The sequence below is a fragment of the Streptomyces sp. ATCC 21386 genome (genome assembly GCF_018728545.1).
Lineage (GTDB): Bacteria > Actinomycetota > Actinomycetes > Streptomycetales > Streptomycetaceae > Streptomyces.
In genome coordinates this window covers 6,974,350-6,992,541 of sequence record NZ_JAAVVL010000001.1, presented here as the reverse complement: position 1 = coordinate 6,992,541, position 18,192 = coordinate 6,974,350, and the positions used below count along the sequence as shown (strand labels likewise).

12 protein-coding genes are annotated in these 18,192 nt (G+C 71.9%); 9 read left to right on the top strand and 3 right to left on the bottom strand.

Annotated elements, in window-relative coordinates:
* Nucleotides 1-67 precede the first annotated feature (67 nt).
* The 3 genes from GWK25_RS30050 to GWK25_RS30040 form a co-directional block, all read right to left on the bottom strand.
* A complete protein-coding gene (locus GWK25_RS30050; RefSeq protein WP_308404352.1) occupies nucleotides 68-1,045 on the bottom strand; it encodes a carbohydrate kinase in 978 nt (325 codons plus the stop codon).
* A 164-nt stretch (nucleotides 1,046-1,209) separates the two neighbouring features.
* Nucleotides 1,210-2,193 (bottom strand): hypothetical protein, encoded by a 984-nt coding sequence (locus GWK25_RS30045; protein ID WP_215454522.1) that lies wholly within the window; start codon nucleotides 2,191-2,193, stop codon nucleotides 1,210-1,212.
* Nucleotides 2,194-2,420: 227 nt separating this feature from the next.
* Nucleotides 2,421-2,795, bottom strand: a complete 375-nt coding sequence (locus GWK25_RS30040; RefSeq protein ID WP_215454521.1) for a response regulator — start codon at nucleotides 2,793-2,795, stop codon at nucleotides 2,421-2,423.
* 204 nt (nucleotides 2,796-2,999) lie between these two features.
* On the opposite strand from GWK25_RS30040, the gene GWK25_RS30035 reads away from it, so the two are divergent.
* From GWK25_RS30035 to GWK25_RS29995, 9 genes are all read left to right on the top strand, one after another.
* Nucleotides 3,000-4,394, top strand: a complete 1,395-nt coding sequence (locus GWK25_RS30035; protein WP_215454520.1) for a sugar ABC transporter substrate-binding protein — start codon at nucleotides 3,000-3,002, stop codon at nucleotides 4,392-4,394.
* Nucleotides 4,391-5,791: an extracellular solute-binding protein gene (locus tag GWK25_RS30030; protein ID WP_308404351.1), complete on the top strand. Its 1,401-nt coding sequence runs from the start codon at nucleotides 4,391-4,393 to the stop codon at nucleotides 5,789-5,791. Before GWK25_RS30035 ends, GWK25_RS30030 begins: the two co-directional genes overlap by 4 nt.
* A gap of 135 nt (nucleotides 5,792-5,926) precedes the next feature.
* On the top strand, nucleotides 5,927-8,608 hold the full coding sequence (locus tag GWK25_RS30025; protein WP_215457696.1) for a PAS domain S-box protein: 2,682 nt from the start codon (nucleotides 5,927-5,929) through the stop codon (nucleotides 8,606-8,608).
* Nucleotides 8,609-8,916: 308 nt separating this feature from the next.
* On the top strand, nucleotides 8,917-9,588 hold the full coding sequence (locus GWK25_RS30020; protein ID WP_215454519.1) for a response regulator transcription factor: 672 nt from the start codon (nucleotides 8,917-8,919) through the stop codon (nucleotides 9,586-9,588).
* Nucleotides 9,589-9,689: 101 nt separating this feature from the next.
* Entirely contained in the window at nucleotides 9,690-11,753 is a 2,064-nt protein-coding gene (gene uvrC, locus GWK25_RS30015; RefSeq protein ID WP_215454518.1) for an excinuclease ABC subunit UvrC, read from the top strand.
* Nucleotides 11,750-12,820: an RNase adapter RapZ gene (rapZ, locus tag GWK25_RS30010; RefSeq protein WP_215454517.1), complete on the top strand. Its 1,071-nt coding sequence runs from the start codon at nucleotides 11,750-11,752 to the stop codon at nucleotides 12,818-12,820. The genes uvrC and rapZ overlap by 4 nt, the downstream gene beginning before the upstream one ends.
* Entirely contained in the window at nucleotides 12,817-13,896 is a 1,080-nt protein-coding gene (gene yvcK, locus GWK25_RS30005; RefSeq protein ID WP_308010731.1) for a uridine diphosphate-N-acetylglucosamine-binding protein YvcK, read from the top strand. The genes rapZ and yvcK overlap by 4 nt, the downstream gene beginning before the upstream one ends.
* Complete coding sequence (whiA, locus tag GWK25_RS30000; protein WP_033526623.1) at nucleotides 13,887-14,876, top strand: DNA-binding protein WhiA; 990 nt, start codon at nucleotides 13,887-13,889, stop codon at nucleotides 14,874-14,876. The genes yvcK and whiA overlap by 10 nt, the downstream gene beginning before the upstream one ends.
* A gap of 189 nt (nucleotides 14,877-15,065) precedes the next feature.
* Nucleotides 15,066-18,020 carry a M14 family metallopeptidase gene (locus tag GWK25_RS29995; RefSeq protein ID WP_215454516.1) on the top strand — a complete coding sequence of 985 codons (2,955 nt, stop codon included), beginning with the start codon at nucleotides 15,066-15,068 and terminating at the stop codon, nucleotides 18,018-18,020.
* Nucleotides 18,021-18,192 lie beyond the last annotated feature (172 nt).

Below are 18,192 nucleotides of genomic sequence, written 5' to 3'. Positions count from 1 at the left end.
ACTCCCGCGGGCCGCCGCCTGTCGACTCCTCGGCTCGCGCGGCGAGCCGACGTGTTCCGCGCGACCGTCAGCCCTCGCGCACCTCGCACACTTCGCGTACCTCGCACACTTCGCGCACCGCGGGCGCGAGGGGCCGCGGCTCGCCCACCTCCGCCGCGTACGGCGGTTCGGCGCCCGCCCGGGAGCAGGTGATCGCCGCCGCGCGGGCCGCGAAGCGCAGCAGGCGGATCCAGTCGTCGGCGCCCAGCCTCGCGAGAGCGGAGCCGGAGAGGGCGTCCTGGGCCGCCAGGCCGTGCAGGAGGGCCGCGTTGACGGTGTCACCGGCGCCGATGGTGTCGACGACCTCGACCCTCTCACCCTGTACGGAGTGCTCGGCGCCGGCCCGGGTGTGGACGGTCAGGCCGTCGCCGCCGTGGGTGACGACGACGGCGGCGGGGCCGGAATCCAGCCACAGACGCGGGGTCCCGCCCAGCCACCGCGCGTCCTCCTCGGAGAGCTTGAGCAAGGACACCGAGGGCAGCCAGTTCAGGAAGCGGGCCCGATAGGCGTCCGCGTCCGGGATCAGCCCCGGCCGGACGTTGGGGTCGAGGGCGGTGAACACGCCCTGGGCGGCGGTCGAGTGCAGCAGTTTCTCGTACGCGCTCGCGCCGGGCTCCAGGACGAGCGAGCAGGTGCCGAAGGAGACCGCCCGGGTCCCCCGGGGTAGCCGGTCGGGGGTCTCGAACAGGCGGTCGGCACTGCCCTCGACGTAGAAGGAGTACCGGGCCGACCCGTCCGTGCCGATCGAGGCCAGGGCGAGGGTGGTGGGCTCGGAGCCCCGCTGCACGGCGGCCACGTCCACGCCGGCCTCGCGCAGACCGTCCAGCAGGGCCTCTCCGTAGGCGTCGTACGACACCCGGGAGCAGAAGGCGGTGGGGGAGCCGAGCCGGCCGAGTGCCACGGCCGTGTTGTAGGGGCCGCCGCCCCGGGCCGGCCGCAGATCCACGAGCGCGCCCGCGCCCTGCGGGACGAGGTCGATCAGGGCTTCACCGGCGACGACGATCACGGGACGATCCTCTCTGGGGGCTCTCGGCCGGAAAGTATCGCAAAGGCGTGTGCACGGCGCCGGGCTCCCGACCCGCCCCCGGGGCTCACCCGGTCAGCCATGTCCTCTGCCCCGCTGGGCCCTCCTCTCGGGCGGCCCGCCGGGCCCTCCCTCGGTCGGCCCGCTCACCCCCAGTCCCAGCCGATCCCCACGACGCCCGTGCGTACCCGCGGTTCGACGAGGTGCACCGAGCGGTGGAGGTCGCTCAGGGCGAGGTTCTGCCGGCCCCCGCGCGGGGCCGCGGCGGAGTGCTGGCTGAAGCGGTGGCAGTGCAGCGGCAGGGCACGCTCGTCGAAGCGGACCTGGAGGGCGTACTGGCCGCCGGTGGAACGGAACCCACGGACGTACTCGGTGCAGACACCGGCCGTGCCGTCGTCGAAGCCGTAGCGGAAGAGGTGGGTGTCGCCGCTGCGCAGCCGGGTGTCGAAGAGCAGCTCGGCGACCAGGACACCGGTGTCCTGGTCCCAGCGGACCCGTCCCCTGCGGCAGTTCTCCAGGGCGCGGACGGCGATCCGCTCCGGTGCGCAGCCCGGGTCGCCGTGGTGGACGGCCACATAGCGGTCCACCCCGTCCCGGTGGGCGCGCACGATCTGCTGGGACTCGCGGCCGATCAGCTCGCGGCGGGCGCCGATGCGGACGCGTTCGTGGTGGCCGACGGTGTGCGTCCCGCCGTCGGGCGGCGCCCCCAGCTCGGCGAGCAGCTGTTCGAGGACACCGGTGGCCTCCACGACGGAGCGGTACGAGCGGCCGGCGGGCCGGTCAGGACCGGACTGCTCGTCCGCCCGGGCGAGCAGCCGGATCAGCGACTCGTCCGGGAGCTGGAGGATCTCCTCCAGGGCGCGCACGGCCCGCAGCGACTCGGGGCGCTGCGGACGCCGGGCGCCCTGCTGCCAGTAACTGAGGCTGGTGACACCGACCTTGACGCCGTGCCGCGTCAGATGGTGCTGCACGCGCTGCAGCGGCAGTCCGCGGGCGGCGATCGCGGCGCGCAGGGCGACATGGAAGGGGCCGCCCCTCAGGACCGCCCCCAGCTGCGCCGTGGCGACGTCCGTGACCGCTGCGGCGTCCGTGACCGCCGCGACGTCCGCGTGCTCTGTGGCGTGCCGCATGCAGGAACCTTTCCGTAGACGAGTGCTGTGCGCGACGTGTGCTCGGGACCGCGCGTGCCGATCGGGAGTCCGGCGGACGCCCGGGGCCCCAGGAACCCTCGGCGGCCGTCCGTCTTCACATCCGTACGGCCGCGTTCCTCACCCCGAGTTCCTCCGCATTGAAGCGTGTTGACCAAGTCCCGACAACACCTGCCGCGCGACATGGCCGGACACCGTCGCCGGGTCCCTCACCGCGTCGACGGCCCCGGATCGGGCCCCGACAGGTCCCGCAGCGCCTGGCCCGAGAGCTTCGACTTGTGCACAAAACCGCGGGCGGGACTGGCGGCGACGAGCTCCCGGATGTCGTCCAGCGGGTGCGTGGAGGTGAGGACGATGACGGAGGCGGCCGAGCACGCGATCCTCGGCGCGAGCTCCAGCCCGCTCTCGCCGTCGAGGTCGACGTCCAGCAGCACCAGGTCCGGGGCCAGTTCCACGGCCCGTGCCAGCGCCTCCGCGCCCGTGGACGCCACACCGACGACGTGCACGCCGTCGTGTTCCAGCAGCGTACGGGCGGCCTCCAGGAACCGGGCACTGTCATCGACGATGAGACAGCGCAGGGACATGGGCACAGCCTCCCAAGGGGGTCAGGGGCATACATTCCGGCTAGCCGTAAAGTGTCGTCGCCGACGGACGTCCGTCGGCGGGAATGTGCTGAAGTCCTGCGCCGGGTGGACGGGTTCACCCTCACTCAGGGAGTCGCACGCGACACGAGGAGTAGCATGTCGTCGCCCTGGGGGCCGTGCCGTCCGGTCGAGTGGGGGTATGCGATGCAGACACGACGCCGGGACCTCGGAAAACGTCCTGTCCGCCGTGCCCTGATGTCGGGCGCGGCGGCCGCTCTGCTGCTCCTGTCCGGCTGCGGCGCGAGCGACGGCGACGGCCGGGTGGACGAGAAGGACAAGGCGGCGGGCGACACGACCTGCGACGGCAGGATCGAGGGCACCGCCCACATCACGATGTGGTTCCACGCGGGCCAGAGCGGTGAGCAGACCACGCTGAAGAGCCAGGTCAAGGAGTTCAACCGAGCCCAGGAGCAGGTGCGGGTCGAACTGGTCACCCTGCCCGAGCAGCGCCCGTACACCGAACTGGTGCTGTCCGCGGCGGCCAGCGGCGATCTGCCGGACCTGCTCGACTTCGACGGCCCGAACCTCTACAGCTACGCCTGGTCCGGCACGCTCCGGCCGATCGACTCCTGCGTACCCGCGAGGACCAGGAAGGACCTGCTGCCCTCCCTGAGGGAACAGGGCACGTACGACGGGCGGTTGTGGGGCGTCGGCACGTTCGACTCCGGGCTCGGCCTGTACGTACGGCCGTCGGTGCTGAAGGACGCGGGCGTGCGCATCCCGAAGGGCGTCGACGACGCCTGGAGCGCCGACGAACTGACGGACATCCTGCGCACACTGCGCAAGGCGGGCTACGAGGCGCCGCTCGACCTGAACTTCGTCGACTCGAAGACCGCCGACGAGTGGAACACCTACGCCTTCGCCCCGGCCGTGTGGTCCGCCGGCGGTGACCTCATCGACCCCGAGGAGTTCCGCACGGCCGACGGGTTCCTCAACGGTCCCGAGTCCGTCGAGGCGCTCACCACCATGCAGCACTGGGTGGAGGGGGGGTACGTCGACAGGGACCGCAAGAAGGACAAGAGCGCCTTCGTGAAGGGCCGCACGCCCATCTCCTGGATGGGGCACTGGAAGTACGGCGAGTACAGCGAGGCGCACCCCGGCGACGTGGCGATCGTGCCGCTGCCCGACTTCGGCACGGGCACCGTCACCGGCATGGGGTCCTGGCAGTGGGGCATCCCCTCCGGGGAGGCCGACGGCGACGCGGTGTGGCGCTTCCTGGAGTACCTGCTGCGACCCGAGCAGGTGGTCAGGATGAGCGGGGCCAACGGCGCGATCCCGGGGACCGAGGGAGCGGTGAAGCGCTCCCCGCTGTACGGGGAGAACGGCGCGGAGCGGCTGTTCATCGAGCAGTTGCGCGGCGGGACCGCCCGGCCCAGGCCGCAGACACCGGCGTACCCGGCGGTCACCGCCGCCTTCTCGCAGGCGGTCGCCGACATCGTCTTCTCCGGGGCGCCCGTCGAGAAGACGCTGGACGACGCGGTCGAGGCCATCGACGAGGACCTCGCCGCCCACGACGGTTACCCGAAGAGCGGTCCGTGACGCGCGCCGCCCGGCCCCGGCGGGGTGCTCCCCGGCGCACCGGACGGCGCGGCGTCCCGAGGGCGTCCCGCGCCCGCGTGGCGCTGCTGCTCTGCATGACCCTGCTGCTCGCGGGCTGCGAGGCGGGCGGTGGCGACGGCGAGCGGCCCCGGCGGGCCGCGGACGCGACCTGTGACGGGCGGATCGACGCCCCCGCGCAGATCACGATGTGGTTCCACGAGCCGTCGGCGCGCGGTGAACTGGACGTCGTGCGCGCCCAGGTCCAGGCGTTCAACAGCAGTCAGGACGAGGTGACGGTCCGCCTCGTCGACCTGCCCCGGGGCGAATACGAAGACCTGGTCCGCAGGGCCGCCGCCGACGGCGAACTGCCCGACCTGCTCGACTTCGACGCGCCGAAGCTGTTCAGCCACGCCTGGTCCGGCCACCTCCGGCCGATCGACTCCTGCGTCCCGAAGTCCCTGCGCGCGGACCTGCTCCCGTCCGTCCTCGAACAGGGCACCTACCGGGGCCGGCTGTGGGGCCTCGGCACGTTCGACTCCGGGCTCGGCCTGTACGTACGGCCGTCGGTGCTGAAGGAGGCCGGGATACGCATCCCGCAGGGTGTCTCCGACGCCTGGACCGCCGACGAATTCACCGGCATCCTGAAGAAACTGCGCACCCTGGGCTACGACAGCCCCCTCGACCTCCAGCTGCCGTGGGCCGGCACCGAATGGGGCACGTACGGTTTCGCGCCGGCCGTCTGGTCGGCGGGCGGCGACCTCATCGAACGCTCCACCTATCGCACGGCCGACGGAGTGCTCAACGGGCCGCGCACGGTCGAGGCGCTGACGACGCTCCAGGGATGGGTGAAGGCGGGATACGTGGACGCGAACAAGGACTCCGAGGCCTTTCAGAAGGGCCGCAGTCCCGTGTCCTGGAACGGCCACTGGCGGTACGGGAACTACACCGAGGCCCACCCGGGCGACGTGGCGATCGTGCCGTTGCCCGACTTCGGCACGGGCAGCGCCACCGGGATGGGTTCCTGGCAGTGGGGCGTTCCCGCGGGCGCGGCCGACGGCGACGCCGTCTGGCGCTTCCTGTCCTTCCTGCTCAGCCCCGACGAAGTCCTGCGGATGACGGACGCCAACGGCGGCATCCCCGCCACCGGCACCGCGATCGAGCGCACCGACGCGTTCGCCGAGGGCGGGCCCGCCCGCCTCTACATAGAGCAGCTGCGCGGCGGCACCGCCCGCCCCCGGCCGCAGACCCCCGCCTACCCGGCGATCACCGACGCCTTCGCCGAGGCGTTCGCGAAGATCATGCGGGGAGCGGCGGTACGGCCGGCCCTGGACGAGGCCGTGCGCGCCGTCGACAAGGACCTGGCGGACCACGACCACTACCCCCCGACCGGACCGTGAGGCCCGGCCGTGCTCCGCCCGTCGCCCAGCCGCCCAGCCCCCGTGCCGCGCCCCACGGCCGAGCCGGCACCCCGCCGCGCCACGGCCGTGGACCCCGTCCCGTTCCTGGCCCGGCTGCGCGTCGGTTCCAAGCTGATGCTGCTCGTCTTGCTGCCGGTCACCGTCCTGCTGGCCGTCACGGCGTTCGCCGCCGTCGCCCAGTGGCAGGAGGCGCGGACCCTGGGCGACTTCGACACCGCGATCGAGGTGTCCTTCGAGATCAGCGAGGCCGCCGACGCCGTCGCCCGCGAGCGGATCGTGGCCGTGGAAGCCCGGCTGAACGCCGAACCGGACACCCTGCGCGCGCGGGCCGAGGCCCAGCGGGTCACCGACCGGGCGCTGCGACGGGCCTTCGAGGAGACCATCGGCCGGACCCGGTCCGACGACGCCGGGATCCTCGACGCCGTACGCCGTCAACTGCACGCCGTGCGGGTCCAGACGGGCACCCGGTCGCTCCCGGCGCAGACCGTCGCCCAGCGGTACGAGGCCATCGAGAACCAGGTGCTCGACATCGTCGCCGACCTCGAAGCCGGGCGTCCCACCAGGGCCTCGGGCCGGGCGGCGGACGCCCACATCGCGATGCTGCGGGCCGTCGCCGCCGCCGAGAGCGAACGCGCGGAGCTCGCCATCCTCTTCCACGCGCCCGGCGACGGACACGCCACCGCCGCCGCCGGCCGCTGGACCGAACTGGAGAGGGCCCAGCTCAGAGCGTTCCAGCAGACCGCGTCGGACACGCTGAAGGCCGAACTGCACACGGTGAGGTTCCGGGCCCCCGGACGCGCGGTCCGCATCGCCCGCGACCTGGTCGCCGACCCGGATCCCCAGCCCGTCGAATGGCCCTCCTACGACGACTGGCTCAGCGAGTCGGCGCTGTACACCGACGCCCTGCGCGGCATCCGGGACCGGGCCGCCCGGGAACTCGACGACACCGCCCACCGCGACCTGCGCACCACCCGCGCCCGGACCTACACCGAACTGACCATCTGTGGCGTCGTCCTGGCCCTCATCACCTTCCTCGCGCTGGCCCTGCGCCGCTCGATCATCCGCCCCCTCGGCCAGGTCTCCGAGGGCGCCCGGGCCCTGTCGGACGGCGACCTCTCGTACGACATCCGCTACGCCGGACGCGACGAACTCGGCGACGTCGCCGACACGTTCCGCGAGCTGCGGGTGACCAGCGAGCGGCTGGCCGGTGAGATCAGGGACATGAACACGGCGATCGACGCGGGCCGGCTCGGACACCGGGCCGACGTCGACTCCTTCGAGGGCACCTGGGCCCAGCTGCTGGGCGGGATGAACGGCACCATGGCGTCCTTCGCCGCGGCCCACGGCCGGCGCCGCCGGGCCGAACGGGAACTGGAGGGCATCTTCAACCTCTCCCTGGACCTGCTCTGCATCAGCGGCGTCGACGGCTACTTCAAGCGCGTCAACCCGGCCTTCGAACGCACCCTGGGCTACCCGGTCCGGACCCTGACTTCCCGGCCCTTCCTCGACTTCGTCCACGAGGACGACCGCGACAGCACCCGGGCGGCCGTGGCGCTGCTGGCGAGCGGCGCCGAGGTCGCCGAGTTCGAGAACCGGTATCTCCGTGCCGACGGCAGTGAACGCTGGCTCCAGTGGAGCGCCCGGTCGGTGCCCGAGGAGGGCCTCATCTACGCCGCCGCCCGCGATGTGACCGAGAGCCGTCGGGCCGCGCTCGAACAGGCCGCGCTGCGCCGGGTCGCCACCGCGGTCGCGCGCGGCGTGCCGCCGTCCGACGTGTTCGCGACGGTCGCGGAGGAGGTCGCGTCGCTGCTGGGCACGGCCTCGGCCGTCATCCGGTACGAACCCGACGGCGGCGTCAAGATCCTCGGGATCGCGCACGCGCGCGCGGACGAGGTGGAGGCCGCCTGCCTGACCCGCTGGGACACGGCCGGCGGGACCATCGACGAGGTGGCCCGGACCCGGCGCGCGGCCCGGTCGGACTCCGCCGTGGGCGCCCCCATCGTCGTCGACGGCCGGATCTGGGGGGTGGTCGTGGCGGCCTCGTTGGTGGATCCGCTGCCCCGCGGTGCGGAGGCCCGGCTCGCCGACTTCACCGGACTGATCGCCACCGCGATCGCCAACGCCGACAGCCGCGACCAGCTGACCGCCTCACGCGCGCGCGTGGTGGCCGCCGGGGACGCCTCACGGCGCCGCATCGAACGCGATCTGCACGACGGCGTGCAGCAGCGCCTGGTCTCGCTCCAGCTGGAGCTGCGGATGACGCAGACCCTGGTGGACGACCCCTCCTCGGAACTCGCCCGGCGCCTGGACCAACTGGCCAAGGGCCTGGACGACGCCTTCCAGGACCTGCTCCAGGTGGCCCGGGGCATCCACCCCTCGGTCCTGTCCAAGGGCGGCCTGGGCCCCGCCCTGCGCGCCTTGGCCCGCCGCGCCGCCGTCCCCGTGGAGCTCGATCTCGGCTTCACCCGCACCCGCTTCCCCGAACAGGTCGAGGTGGCCGCGTACTACGTCGCCTCCGAGAGCCTCACCAACGCCGTCAAGCACGCGCGCGCGAGCGTGGTGACCGTGACGGCCGAGGAACGCTCGGGGGTGCTGGAGCTGCTCATCCGGGACGACGGCGTCGGGGGAGCCGAACCCGGCAAGGGGTCGGGCCTGATCGGGCTCATCGACCGGGTGGAAGCGATCGGCGGCAGGTTGACGGTCACCAGCCCGCCCGGCGGCGGGACCACGCTGAACGTGCGGCTGCCGCTCAGCCCGCCCGAGGAGGCCGCGACGGCCGTCGCGACGCGCCCGTGACCGCCCGAAGCGTACGCGGTGAGGCCCGTTCTAAGGGGGGAGTCCGGGTCTCGGTACGGGCGTACGTTCCGGGCGGTCGAATCGGACGGCGGAGACGGCCGTCCGGCTCCACGGCATGCGGATGTCTCGCCGTCTCTCGTCAGAGGCGCCGGATTCCACCCGCGGTTGCGCTCCTTCGAGCATTGCGGCCGAACGTTCAGGTGTCTTCACGGCCCGCCCCCAACTAGGCTTCCGGCTAGCCGTAAGACCGAGTTCAGGCAGGCTGTTGGGACGAACGGGACAGGTCGGGCAAGGGGGAGACCGAGACCATGGAGGCCGATCAGCATCCGGTGCGCGGGCGTGTGGTGCTCGCGGACGACGACGTGCTCCTGCGGGAGGGCCTGGCGAGCCTCTGCGAGCGCGTCGGCTATGAGGTGGCCGGGCAGGCCGGCGACGCCGCCGGGCTGCTGGAGTTGGTGGAGAACGAGCTGCCGGACATCGCGATCGTCGACATCCGGATGCCGCCGACGCAGTCCACGGAGGGGCTGAAGGCCGCGCGGGAGATCCGGGAGCGGTATCCGTCGGTCGGGATCCTGGTGCTCTCGGCGTTCGTCGAGGTCGAGGACGCGCTGGAGCTGCTGGCCGGCGGGCGCAGCATCGGCTACCTGCTCAAGAGCCGGATCACCGTCGTGGACGAGTTCCTGGAGACACTCGACCGGATCCGTCGCGGTGGATCGGTGGTGGATCCGTCGCTGGTGCAGGAGCTGGTCGCCGCGCAGCGACGCGACGACCCGCTGTCGATGCTCAGCAACCGGGAGCGGGAGGTCCTCGGGCTGATGGCCGAGGGCCGGTCCAACGCCGGCATCGGCCGTCGGCTGTGGGTCACCGAGGGGACGGTCGAGAAGCATGTGCGGAGCATCCTGGGGAAGCTGAGGCTCCCCGAGGAGCCGGACGACCACCGCCGGGTGCTGGCCGTGCTGACCTTCCTGGAGACGCGTTAGGGTCTGTCCGGCAGTTCCCGTCCGACAGGCCCCTGGGGCCGGGATCGGTGCTTGTCCACAGGGCGCCCGGGTTGTCACTCCCCGCCAGTAGGGTGTGGAGCATGGCCGATCCCTCCAGCTACCGCCCCAGTCCGGGGCAGATCCCGGACTCCCCCGGGGTGTACAAGTTCCGTGACGAGCACCGCCGGGTGATCTACGTCGGGAAGGCGAAGAGCCTGCGCCAGCGCCTGGCCAACTACTTCCAGGACCTGGCAGGCCTCCATCCGCGCACCCGCTCGATGGTCACCACGGCCGCCTCCGTGGAGTGGACCGTGGTGTCCACGGAGGTCGAGGCGCTTCAGCTGGAGTACTCCTGGATCAAGGAGTTCGACCCCCGGTTCAACGTCAAGTACCGCGACGACAAGAGCTATCCGTACCTCGCGGTCACGATGAACGAGCAGTACCCGCGCGTGCAGGTGATGCGCGGCCACAAGAAGAAGGGCGTGCGGTACTTCGGGCCGTACGCGCACGCGTGGGCGATCCGGGACACCGTCGACCTGCTGCTGCGCGTCTTTCCCGTGCGCACCTGCTCCGCCGGGGTGTTCAAGAACGCGGCCCGCACCGGCCGTCCCTGTCTGCTCGGCTACATCGGCAAGTGCTCGGCCCCCTGCGTCGACCGGATCTCCGCCGAGGACCACCGCGAACTGGCCGACGAGTTCAGCGACTTCATGGCCGGCCGCACGGGCACCTACATCCGCCGCCTGGAGAAGCGGATGACGGACGCGGCCGAGGAGATGGAGTACGAGCGGGCCGCCCGGCTGCGCGACGACATCGAGGCCCTGAAGAAGGCCATGGAGAAGAACGCGGTCGTGCTCGCCGACGCGACCGACGCCGACCTGATCGCCGTCGCCGAGGACGAGCTGGAGGCCGCCGTCCAGATCTTCCACGTCCGCGGCGGACGGGTGCGCGGCCAGCGCGGCTGGGTCACCGACAAGGTCGAGGCCGTCACCACCGGTGACCTCGTCGAACACGCGCTCCAGCAGCTGTACGGCGAGGAGACCGGCGACTCCGTGCCCAAGGAGGTCCTGGTCCCGGCGCTGCCCGACCCCGTCGGACCCGTGCAGGAGTGGCTCACCGAGCGGCGCGGGGCCCAGGTGTCCCTGCGCATCCCGCAACGCGGTGACAAGAAGGCGCTGATGGAGACCGTCGCGCGCAACGCCCAGCAGTCGCTCGTGCTGCACAAGACCAAGCGCGCCTCCGACCTGACCACCCGCTCCCGCGCCCTGGAGGAGATCGCCGAGGCCCTCGACCTGGACAGTGCGCCGCTGCGGATCGAGTGCTACGACATCTCCCACCTCCAGGGCGACGACGTCGTGGCCTCCATGGTCGTCTTCGAGGACGGGCTGGCCCGCAAGAGCGAGTACCGCCGCTTCCAGATCAAGGGCAGGGTCGGGGACACCCAGGTCTGGCACGGCGAGGGCCAGGACGACGTCCGCTCCATGCACGAGGTCATCGCCCGCCGCTTCAGGCGCTATCTCGCGGAGAAGGAGAAGACCGGCGAGTGGGTGGAGGACGACAACGCCTTCACCGAGGAGGACGGCCGCCCCAAGCGGTTCGCCTACCCGCCCCAGCTCGTCGTCGTCGACGGCGGCCGGCCGCAGGTGGCCGCCGCCCGCCGGGCGCTCGACGAACTGGGCATCGACGACATCGCCGTCTGCGGCCTCGCCAAGCGCCTGGAGGAGGTCTGGGTGCCCGGCGAGGACGACCCGGTGGTCCTGCCCCGCACCAGCGAGGGCCTTTATCTGCTCCAGCGCGTCCGCGACGAGGCCCACCGCTTCGCCCTCACCTACCAGCGGACCAAACGCGCCAAGCGTTTCCGGGCGAGCCCCTTGGACGACGTGCCCGGCCTCGGGGAGGCTCGCAAGCAGGCGCTGCTGAAGCACTTCGGCTCGCTGAAGAAGCTGCGTTCGGCGACGATCGAGCAGATCTGCGAGGTGCCCGGCATAGGGCGCAAGACGGCCGAGACGATCGCCGCGGCCCTCGCCCGGACGGCTCCGGCCGCCCCCGCCGTGAACACGGCGACCGGAGAGATCATGGAGGAAGAGGAGCCCGGTACGACGGCGGACCCCTCTGGGGAACCCGTGGCCGCGGGCACCCCGGACCGGCGGCGAGGGCAGGAGACATGACCGAGCACGACGAGCGCCCGGGACTCCCGGAGCACGCGCAACCCCCGGAGCACGAAGAGCGTCCGGAGCAACAGCACCACGAGCACACAGCGGAGCGCGGGGAGGCCCACAGCGCGGTGGGCGACGATGTCCCCCAACGCCCAGCGCCACAGGAAGACGGAGCACACGTGAGTACGGGCATCGAAACAGCCGGGGTCCCCGAGGCGGCCATCCCCGAGCTGGTCATCATCTCCGGCATGTCCGGCGCCGGACGGTCCACGGCCGCCAAGTGTCTGGAGGACCTCGGCTGGTTCGTCGTGGACAACCTGCCGCCCGCCCTGATCCCCACCATGGTGGAGCTCGGCGCGCGCTCCCAGGGGAACGTGGCCCGGATCGCGGTCGTCGTCGACGTCCGCGGCCGCCGCTTCTTCGACAACCTCCGCGACTCCCTCGCCGACCTGGAGACCAAGCACGTCACCCGGCGGATCGTCTTCCTGGAGTCCTCCGACGACGCCCTGGTGCGCCGCTTCGAGTCGGTGCGCCGCCCGCACCCCCTCCAGGGCGACGGCCGCATCACCGACGGGATCGCCGCCGAGCGGGAGCTGCTGCGCGAGCTGCGCGGCGACGCCGACCTGGTCATCGACACCTCCAGCCTGAACGTGCACGAACTGCGCGCCAAGATGGACGCCCAGTTCGCCGGCGAGGAGGAGCCCGAGCTGCGGGCGACCGTCATGTCCTTCGGCTTCAAGTACGGCCTCCCGGTCGACGCCGACCTGGTCGTGGACATGCGCTTCCTGCCCAACCCGCACTGGGTCCCCGAGCTGCGCCCGTTCACCGGCCTCAACGAGGAGGTCTCCGCGTACGTCTTCAACCAGCCCGGCGCCAAGGAGTTCCTCGACCGCTACACCGAGCTGCTCCAGATGATCGCCGCCGGCTACCGCCGCGAGGGCAAGCGGTACGTGACCATCGCGGTCGGCTGCACCGGCGGCAAGCACCGCTCGGTCGCCACCTCGGAGAAGCTCGCCGCCCGCCTCGCCTCCCAGGGCGTCGAGACCGTGGTCGTGCACCGGGACATGGGGCGCGAGTGACCGGACCCACCGTGCCGCGGCCGAGCAGACTGAGCAGGCTGCGCCGGGTCGTCCCCGAGAGCCGCGAGAGCAGGCCCGTCGAGGCCCGCGGCGCCCGCCCGCGCCGCCGTGGCGCCCAGCCCAAGGTCGTCGCGCTCGGCGGCGGCATGGGCCTGTCGGCCTCGCTCGCGGCGCTGCGCCGGATCACCGGCGACCTCACCGCCGTCGTCACCGTGGCCGACGACGGCGGCTCCAGCGGACGCCTCCGGGACGAGCTGGGCGTCCTGCCTCCCGGCGATCTGCGCAAGGCGCTGGCCGCGCTCTGCGGCGACGACGACTGGGGCCAGACCTGGGCCCGCGTCATCCAGCACCGCTTCCAGTCCCAGGGCGACCTGCACGAGCACGCGGTCGGCAATCTGCTGATCGTCGCCCTGTGGGAGCAGCTCGGCGACCACGTCCAGGCCCTCGACCTGGTCGGCAGGCTGCTGGGAGCCCAGGGCCGCGTCCTGCCCATGTCGGCCGTACCTCTGGAGCTCCAGGCCCTGGTCAAGGGCCACGACCCCGCTCGCCCGGACGAGGTCGACACCGTGCGGGGGCAGGCGACCGTCGCGCTCACCCCCGGCGAGGTGCAGTCGGTCCACGTCGTGCCGCACGACCCGCCCGCCGTGCCCGAGGCCGTGGCGGCGGTCCGCGACGCCGACTGGGTGGTCCTCGGCCCCGGCTCCTGGTTCTCCTCGGTGATCCCGCACCTGCTCGTGCCCGAGCTGCTCGACGCCCTCACCGAGACCAAGGCCCGGCTCGTGCTGTCGCTGAACCTCGCCCCGCAGCCGGGAGAAACCGATGGCTTCTCCCCGCAGCGTCATTTGGAGGTTTTGGCACGACACGCCCCTAAACTCGCCCTGGACGTGGTGCTGGCCGACGAGGCCGCCGTGCCCGACCGCGACTTGCTGACCGACGCCGCCAAACGGTTCGGCGCCGCGGTCGAGCTGGCGCCGGTGGCCCGGACCGACGGATCTCCGCGGCATGATCCGGAGCTGTTGGCCGCCGCGTACGACCGTATTTTTCGGATGCATGGAAGGATCGGCCCATGGCGATGACGGCAGCGGTGAAGGACGAGATCTCCCGGCTACCCGTCACCCGGACCTGCTGCAGAAAGGCGGAGGTCTCGGCGATCCTGCGGTTCGCGGGCGGGCTGCACCTGGTGAGCGGCCGCATCGTGATCGAGGCGGAGCTGGACACAGCGATGGCGGCCCGCCGCCTCAAGCGGGACATCGCTGAGATCTTCGGCCACGGTTCCGAACTGATCGTGATGGCGCCCGGCGGTCTGCGCCGCGGTTCCCGTTACGTCGTCCGGGTGGTCGCCGGCGGTGACCAGCTGGCCCGCCAGACCGGCCTGGTGGACGGCCGGGGCCGCCCGATCCGCGGTCTGCCGCCCCAGGTGGTCTCCGGCGCCACCTGCGACGCGGAGGCGGCCTGGCGCGGCGCCTTCCTGGCCCACGGCTCGCTCACCGAGCCCGGCCGCTCCTCCTCCCTGGAGGTGACCTGCCCGGGTCCGGAGGCCGCCCTCGCGCTGGTCGGCGCCGCCCGCCGGCTGTCGATCGGGGCGAAGGCCCGCGAGGTGCGGGGCGTGGACCGGGTCGTCGTACGGGACGGGGACGCCATCGGTGCGCTCCTGACCCGGCTCGGCGCCCACGAGTCGGTGCTGGCGTGGGAGGAGCGGCGGATGCGCCGCGAGGTCCGGGCCACCGCGAACCGGCTCGCCAACTTCGACGACGCCAACCTGCGTCGCTCGGCCCGTGCCGCCGTCGCCGCCGGTGCCCGGGTCGGCCGCGCCCTGGAGATCCTCGCCGACGACGTACCCGAGCACCTCGCGGCCGCCGGACGGCTGCGCATGGAGCACAAGCAGGCCTCCCTGGAGGAGCTGGGTGCGCTCGCCGACCCGCCGCTGACCAAGGACGCCGTCGCGGGCCGGATCAGGCGGCTGCTCGCCATGGCCGACAAGCGCGCGTCGGACCTCGGCATCCCGGGGACCGAGGCCAGCCTCACCGAGGAGATGGCCGAGAATCTCGTGGGGTGACAGAACGACCGGAGAGCTCCGGAGATCTCAACTCGCCGGTGCCGACGCTCATTTGGAGCTGTCGGCACCGGCTTCCGGCTTTCTGCGTGAATTCCGTGATTGGCTGGTGAGGCCTCCTTGACTTGTCCCAGATCTGACATGAGCCTGGCGTCTGTTCGCTGCTGGGGCGGACCACTGCAAGGGGGGCTCATGAGACGAAGAGCGAGATCGATCCTCGCTGCCGGCGCGCTCCTGCTGGGCGGTGGTGCGGGACTCGCACCGCTCGCTCAGGCGGCCGAGAACGACGGCTCGGACGCGGAAGAGGTCAAGGTCTTCCGGGCCGAGGTGACGAAGAAGCAGATACCGCTGCTGCTCGCGGCCGGGCAGGACGGTCACGAACTCAGCGAGCAGGCGCCGGAAAAGGGCACCGCCTCGGTCGAGGTCTACCTCACCGACAAGCAGGCGGACGCCCTGGAGGAGCAGGGCGTCGAGCTGACGGAACACCGCCTCACCAGCAAGGCCGAGGCGCGCGTGGAAGCCGCGGGCGACGGGGTCTACCGCCCCTACAGCGGTGCCGGCAACCTCAAGGAGGAGATCCTCCGCACGGGTCAGGAGCACCCCTCCCTGACCAAGGTGGTCTCCCTCGGCAAGTCCCTGCGGGGCCAGGACATCCTCGCGGTCAAACTGACCAAGAACGCGAAGAAGACCAAGGACGGTGCCAAACCGTCGGTGCTGTACCTGTCCAACCAGCACGCCCGTGAGTGGATCACGCCGGAGATGACCCGGCGCCTGATGCACCATTACCTGGACAACTACAAGACGGACAAGCGGATCAAGAAGATCGTCGACTCCACCGAGCTGTGGTTCGTGATCTCCGCCAACCCGGACGGCTACGACTTCACGCACCAGGCCGACGGCAACCGCCAGTGGCGCAAGAACCTGCGGGACGTCAACGGCGACAACGCCATCACCGTCGGCGACGGCGTCGACCTCAACCGCAACTTCGCCTACAAGTGGGGCTACGACAACGAGGGTTCCTCCCCGTTCCCCACCAGCGAGACCTACCGCGGCGACGGCCCGAACTCCGAGCCCGAGACCAAGGTCCTGGACGCCTTCGAGAAGCGCATCGGCTTCGAGTACGGCATCAACTACCACTCGGCCGCCGAACTCATCCTCTACGGCGTCGGCTGGCAGGTGGCCAGCCCCAGCCCGGACGACGTGCTCTACAAGTCGCTGGCCGGCACCCCGGAGAACCCCGCGATCCCCGGCTACCACCCGCAGCTCTCCTCCGAGCTGTACACGACGAACGGCGAGGCGAACGGCCACGCCTCCAACGTCAACGGCGCGGCGTTCTTCACCCCCGAGATGTCGACCTGCCAGACCGCGTCGAACATCGACCCGGACGACGCCTGGAAGCCCGAGGACTGCGCCTCGGTCTTCACGTTCCCGGACGACGAGAAACTGATCCAACAGGAGTTCGAGAAGAACATCCCGTTCGCGCTCTCCGTCGCCGAGTCCGCGGTCAAGCCCGACCAGCCGAAGTCCTCGGTCGGCATCGACGCCCCCGACTTCACCCCGGCCGCCTTCACCACGTCGTACTCGCGCGGCGCCGACCAGACGATCTCCGTCGTCGCCCGCAGGTCCGTGCGCGACAAGGAGCTGAGGTACCGGATCAACGGCCGCGGCCCCACGTACGACCAGACACTCAAGGCGTGGAAGGGCGGCGAGACGTTCGGCGGCGCGGACAACCTGTACTTCGACGAGTACCGGGCCAAGGTGCAGGACGGCGAGCCGGGCGACAAGGTCGAGGTCTGGTTCACCGGTGAGACCAAGAGCGGCAAGCCCACGAAGAGCAAGCGCTTCACCTACACGATCGCCGAACGCCGCAAGGCCGACACGCTCGTCGTCGCCGAGGAGGGCGCGACCGCGACCCAGACGCAGGTCTACGTGGACGCACTGAAGGCCAACGGCAAGAAGGCGCTCGTCTGGGACGTCGCGGCCCAGGGCGCGCCCGACGCGCTCGGTGTACTGAAGCACTTCAAGCAGGTCGTGCACTACACGGGCGCCGTCCGGCCGGGCGTCGCCACCCAGCTCGCCCTGCGCGCCTACCTCAACGAGGGCGGCAAGCTGATCGAGGCGGGCGAGAGCGCCGGCGGATCCGTCGACCTCGGCGGCGGCACGCTGTCGAATGATTTCAGCCAGTACTACCTGGGCGCCTACAGCCGTACCTCCCTGCCGAACGCCACCGCCTTCGCCGGCCTCGCGAAGCTCGACGGCTTCTCGGGAACCCTCGGCGACGCGCCCGGCAATCCGCTGAACACGGCCGGATCGTTCGGTGTCACCTCCGACGCGCTGCCCGTGGAGACGTTCCCGCAGTTCGCGAGCGCCGGCGCGGGCCAGTACCCCGGGACGGTCAACCCGTACGGCCCGTACGAGGGCGCGTCCATGGCGGCCGCCACGCACACCGACTACGCGTGGAACCGTCTCACCCGCACCATCGACCTCACCTCGGTCACCGCGGCCGACAGGCCGACCCTGCGCACCCAGCTGCTGTGGAGCACGGAGGAGGGCTACGACCACGCCCTCCTGGAGGCGCACACCGTCGGGGCGGACGACTGGACGACGCTGCCGGACATCGGCGGCGCCACCTCCACCGCCGTGCCCGCCGAGTGCGAGGCCGGGTTCTTCGTCCAGGGGCACCCGGCGCTGAAGCGGTATCTGACCGTGGGCTCCGGGGGCTGCACCCCCAGCGGCACCAGCGGCGCCTGGAACAGCTTCACCGGGGCCTCCGACGGCTGGCAGCAGGTCGAGTTCGACCTGTCGGCGTACGCCGGCAAGAAGGTCGAGGTGTCGCTCAGCTATGTCACCGACCCCGGCAGCGGCGGTCGCGGTCTCCTCGCCGACAACGCCGCCGTCGTCATCGGGGGCACGCCCGGCGCGGTGGACGGCTTCGAGACCTCGCTCGGCGCGTGGAGCACCCCCGGCCCGCCCGCGGGCAGCCCGGCCGTCGTGAAGGACTGGGGACTGTCGGGTGAACTGTTCAAGACCTTCGGCGCGGTCACCACGGACGACACGGTGCTGCTGGGCTTCGGTCTGGAGCAGGTCGTCTCGGCGGCCGACCGCAAGGCACTGCTCGGCAAGGCGCTGGCGGCGTTGAAGAACTGACTGCCGACTGGGCCGAACGGCTGAGGAAGGACCTCGTGGGCGGCCCTCCGGACGTCTGAAATCAGATGATCGGGGGGCCGCTCAAAAGGTAATCACCTTGTAAAACCCGGGCGGTCCGTACCCCTACCGGCGAGTACGGACCGCACCGGCATGTATAGGGCATCTCGATGTC

Excerpts from the sequence above, each read along its gene's own strand:
- GWK25_RS30020 (WP_215454519.1), top strand. The coding sequence starts at position 8,917 with ATGGAGGCCGATCAGCATCCGGTGCGCGGGCGTGTGGTGCTCGCGGAC.
- GWK25_RS30040 (WP_215454521.1), bottom strand. The coding sequence starts at position 2,795 with ATGTCCCTGCGCTGTCTCATCGTCGATGACAGTGCCCGGTTCCTGGAG.
- GWK25_RS29995 (WP_215454516.1), top strand. The coding sequence starts at position 15,066 with ATGAGACGAAGAGCGAGATCGATCCTCGCTGCCGGCGCGCTCCTGCTG.
- GWK25_RS30025 (WP_215457696.1), top strand. The coding sequence starts at position 5,927 with ATGCTGCTCGTCTTGCTGCCGGTCACCGTCCTGCTGGCCGTCACGGCG.
- rapZ (WP_215454517.1), top strand. The coding sequence starts at position 11,750 with ATGACCGAGCACGACGAGCGCCCGGGACTCCCGGAGCACGCGCAACCC.
- whiA (WP_033526623.1), top strand. The coding sequence starts at position 13,887 with ATGGCGATGACGGCAGCGGTGAAGGACGAGATCTCCCGGCTACCCGTC.
- uvrC (WP_215454518.1), top strand. The coding sequence starts at position 9,690 with ATGGCCGATCCCTCCAGCTACCGCCCCAGTCCGGGGCAGATCCCGGAC.
- GWK25_RS30045 (WP_215454522.1), bottom strand. The coding sequence starts at position 2,193 with ATGCGGCACGCCACAGAGCACGCGGACGTCGCGGCGGTCACGGACGCC.
- GWK25_RS30035 (WP_215454520.1), top strand. The coding sequence starts at position 3,000 with ATGCAGACACGACGCCGGGACCTCGGAAAACGTCCTGTCCGCCGTGCC.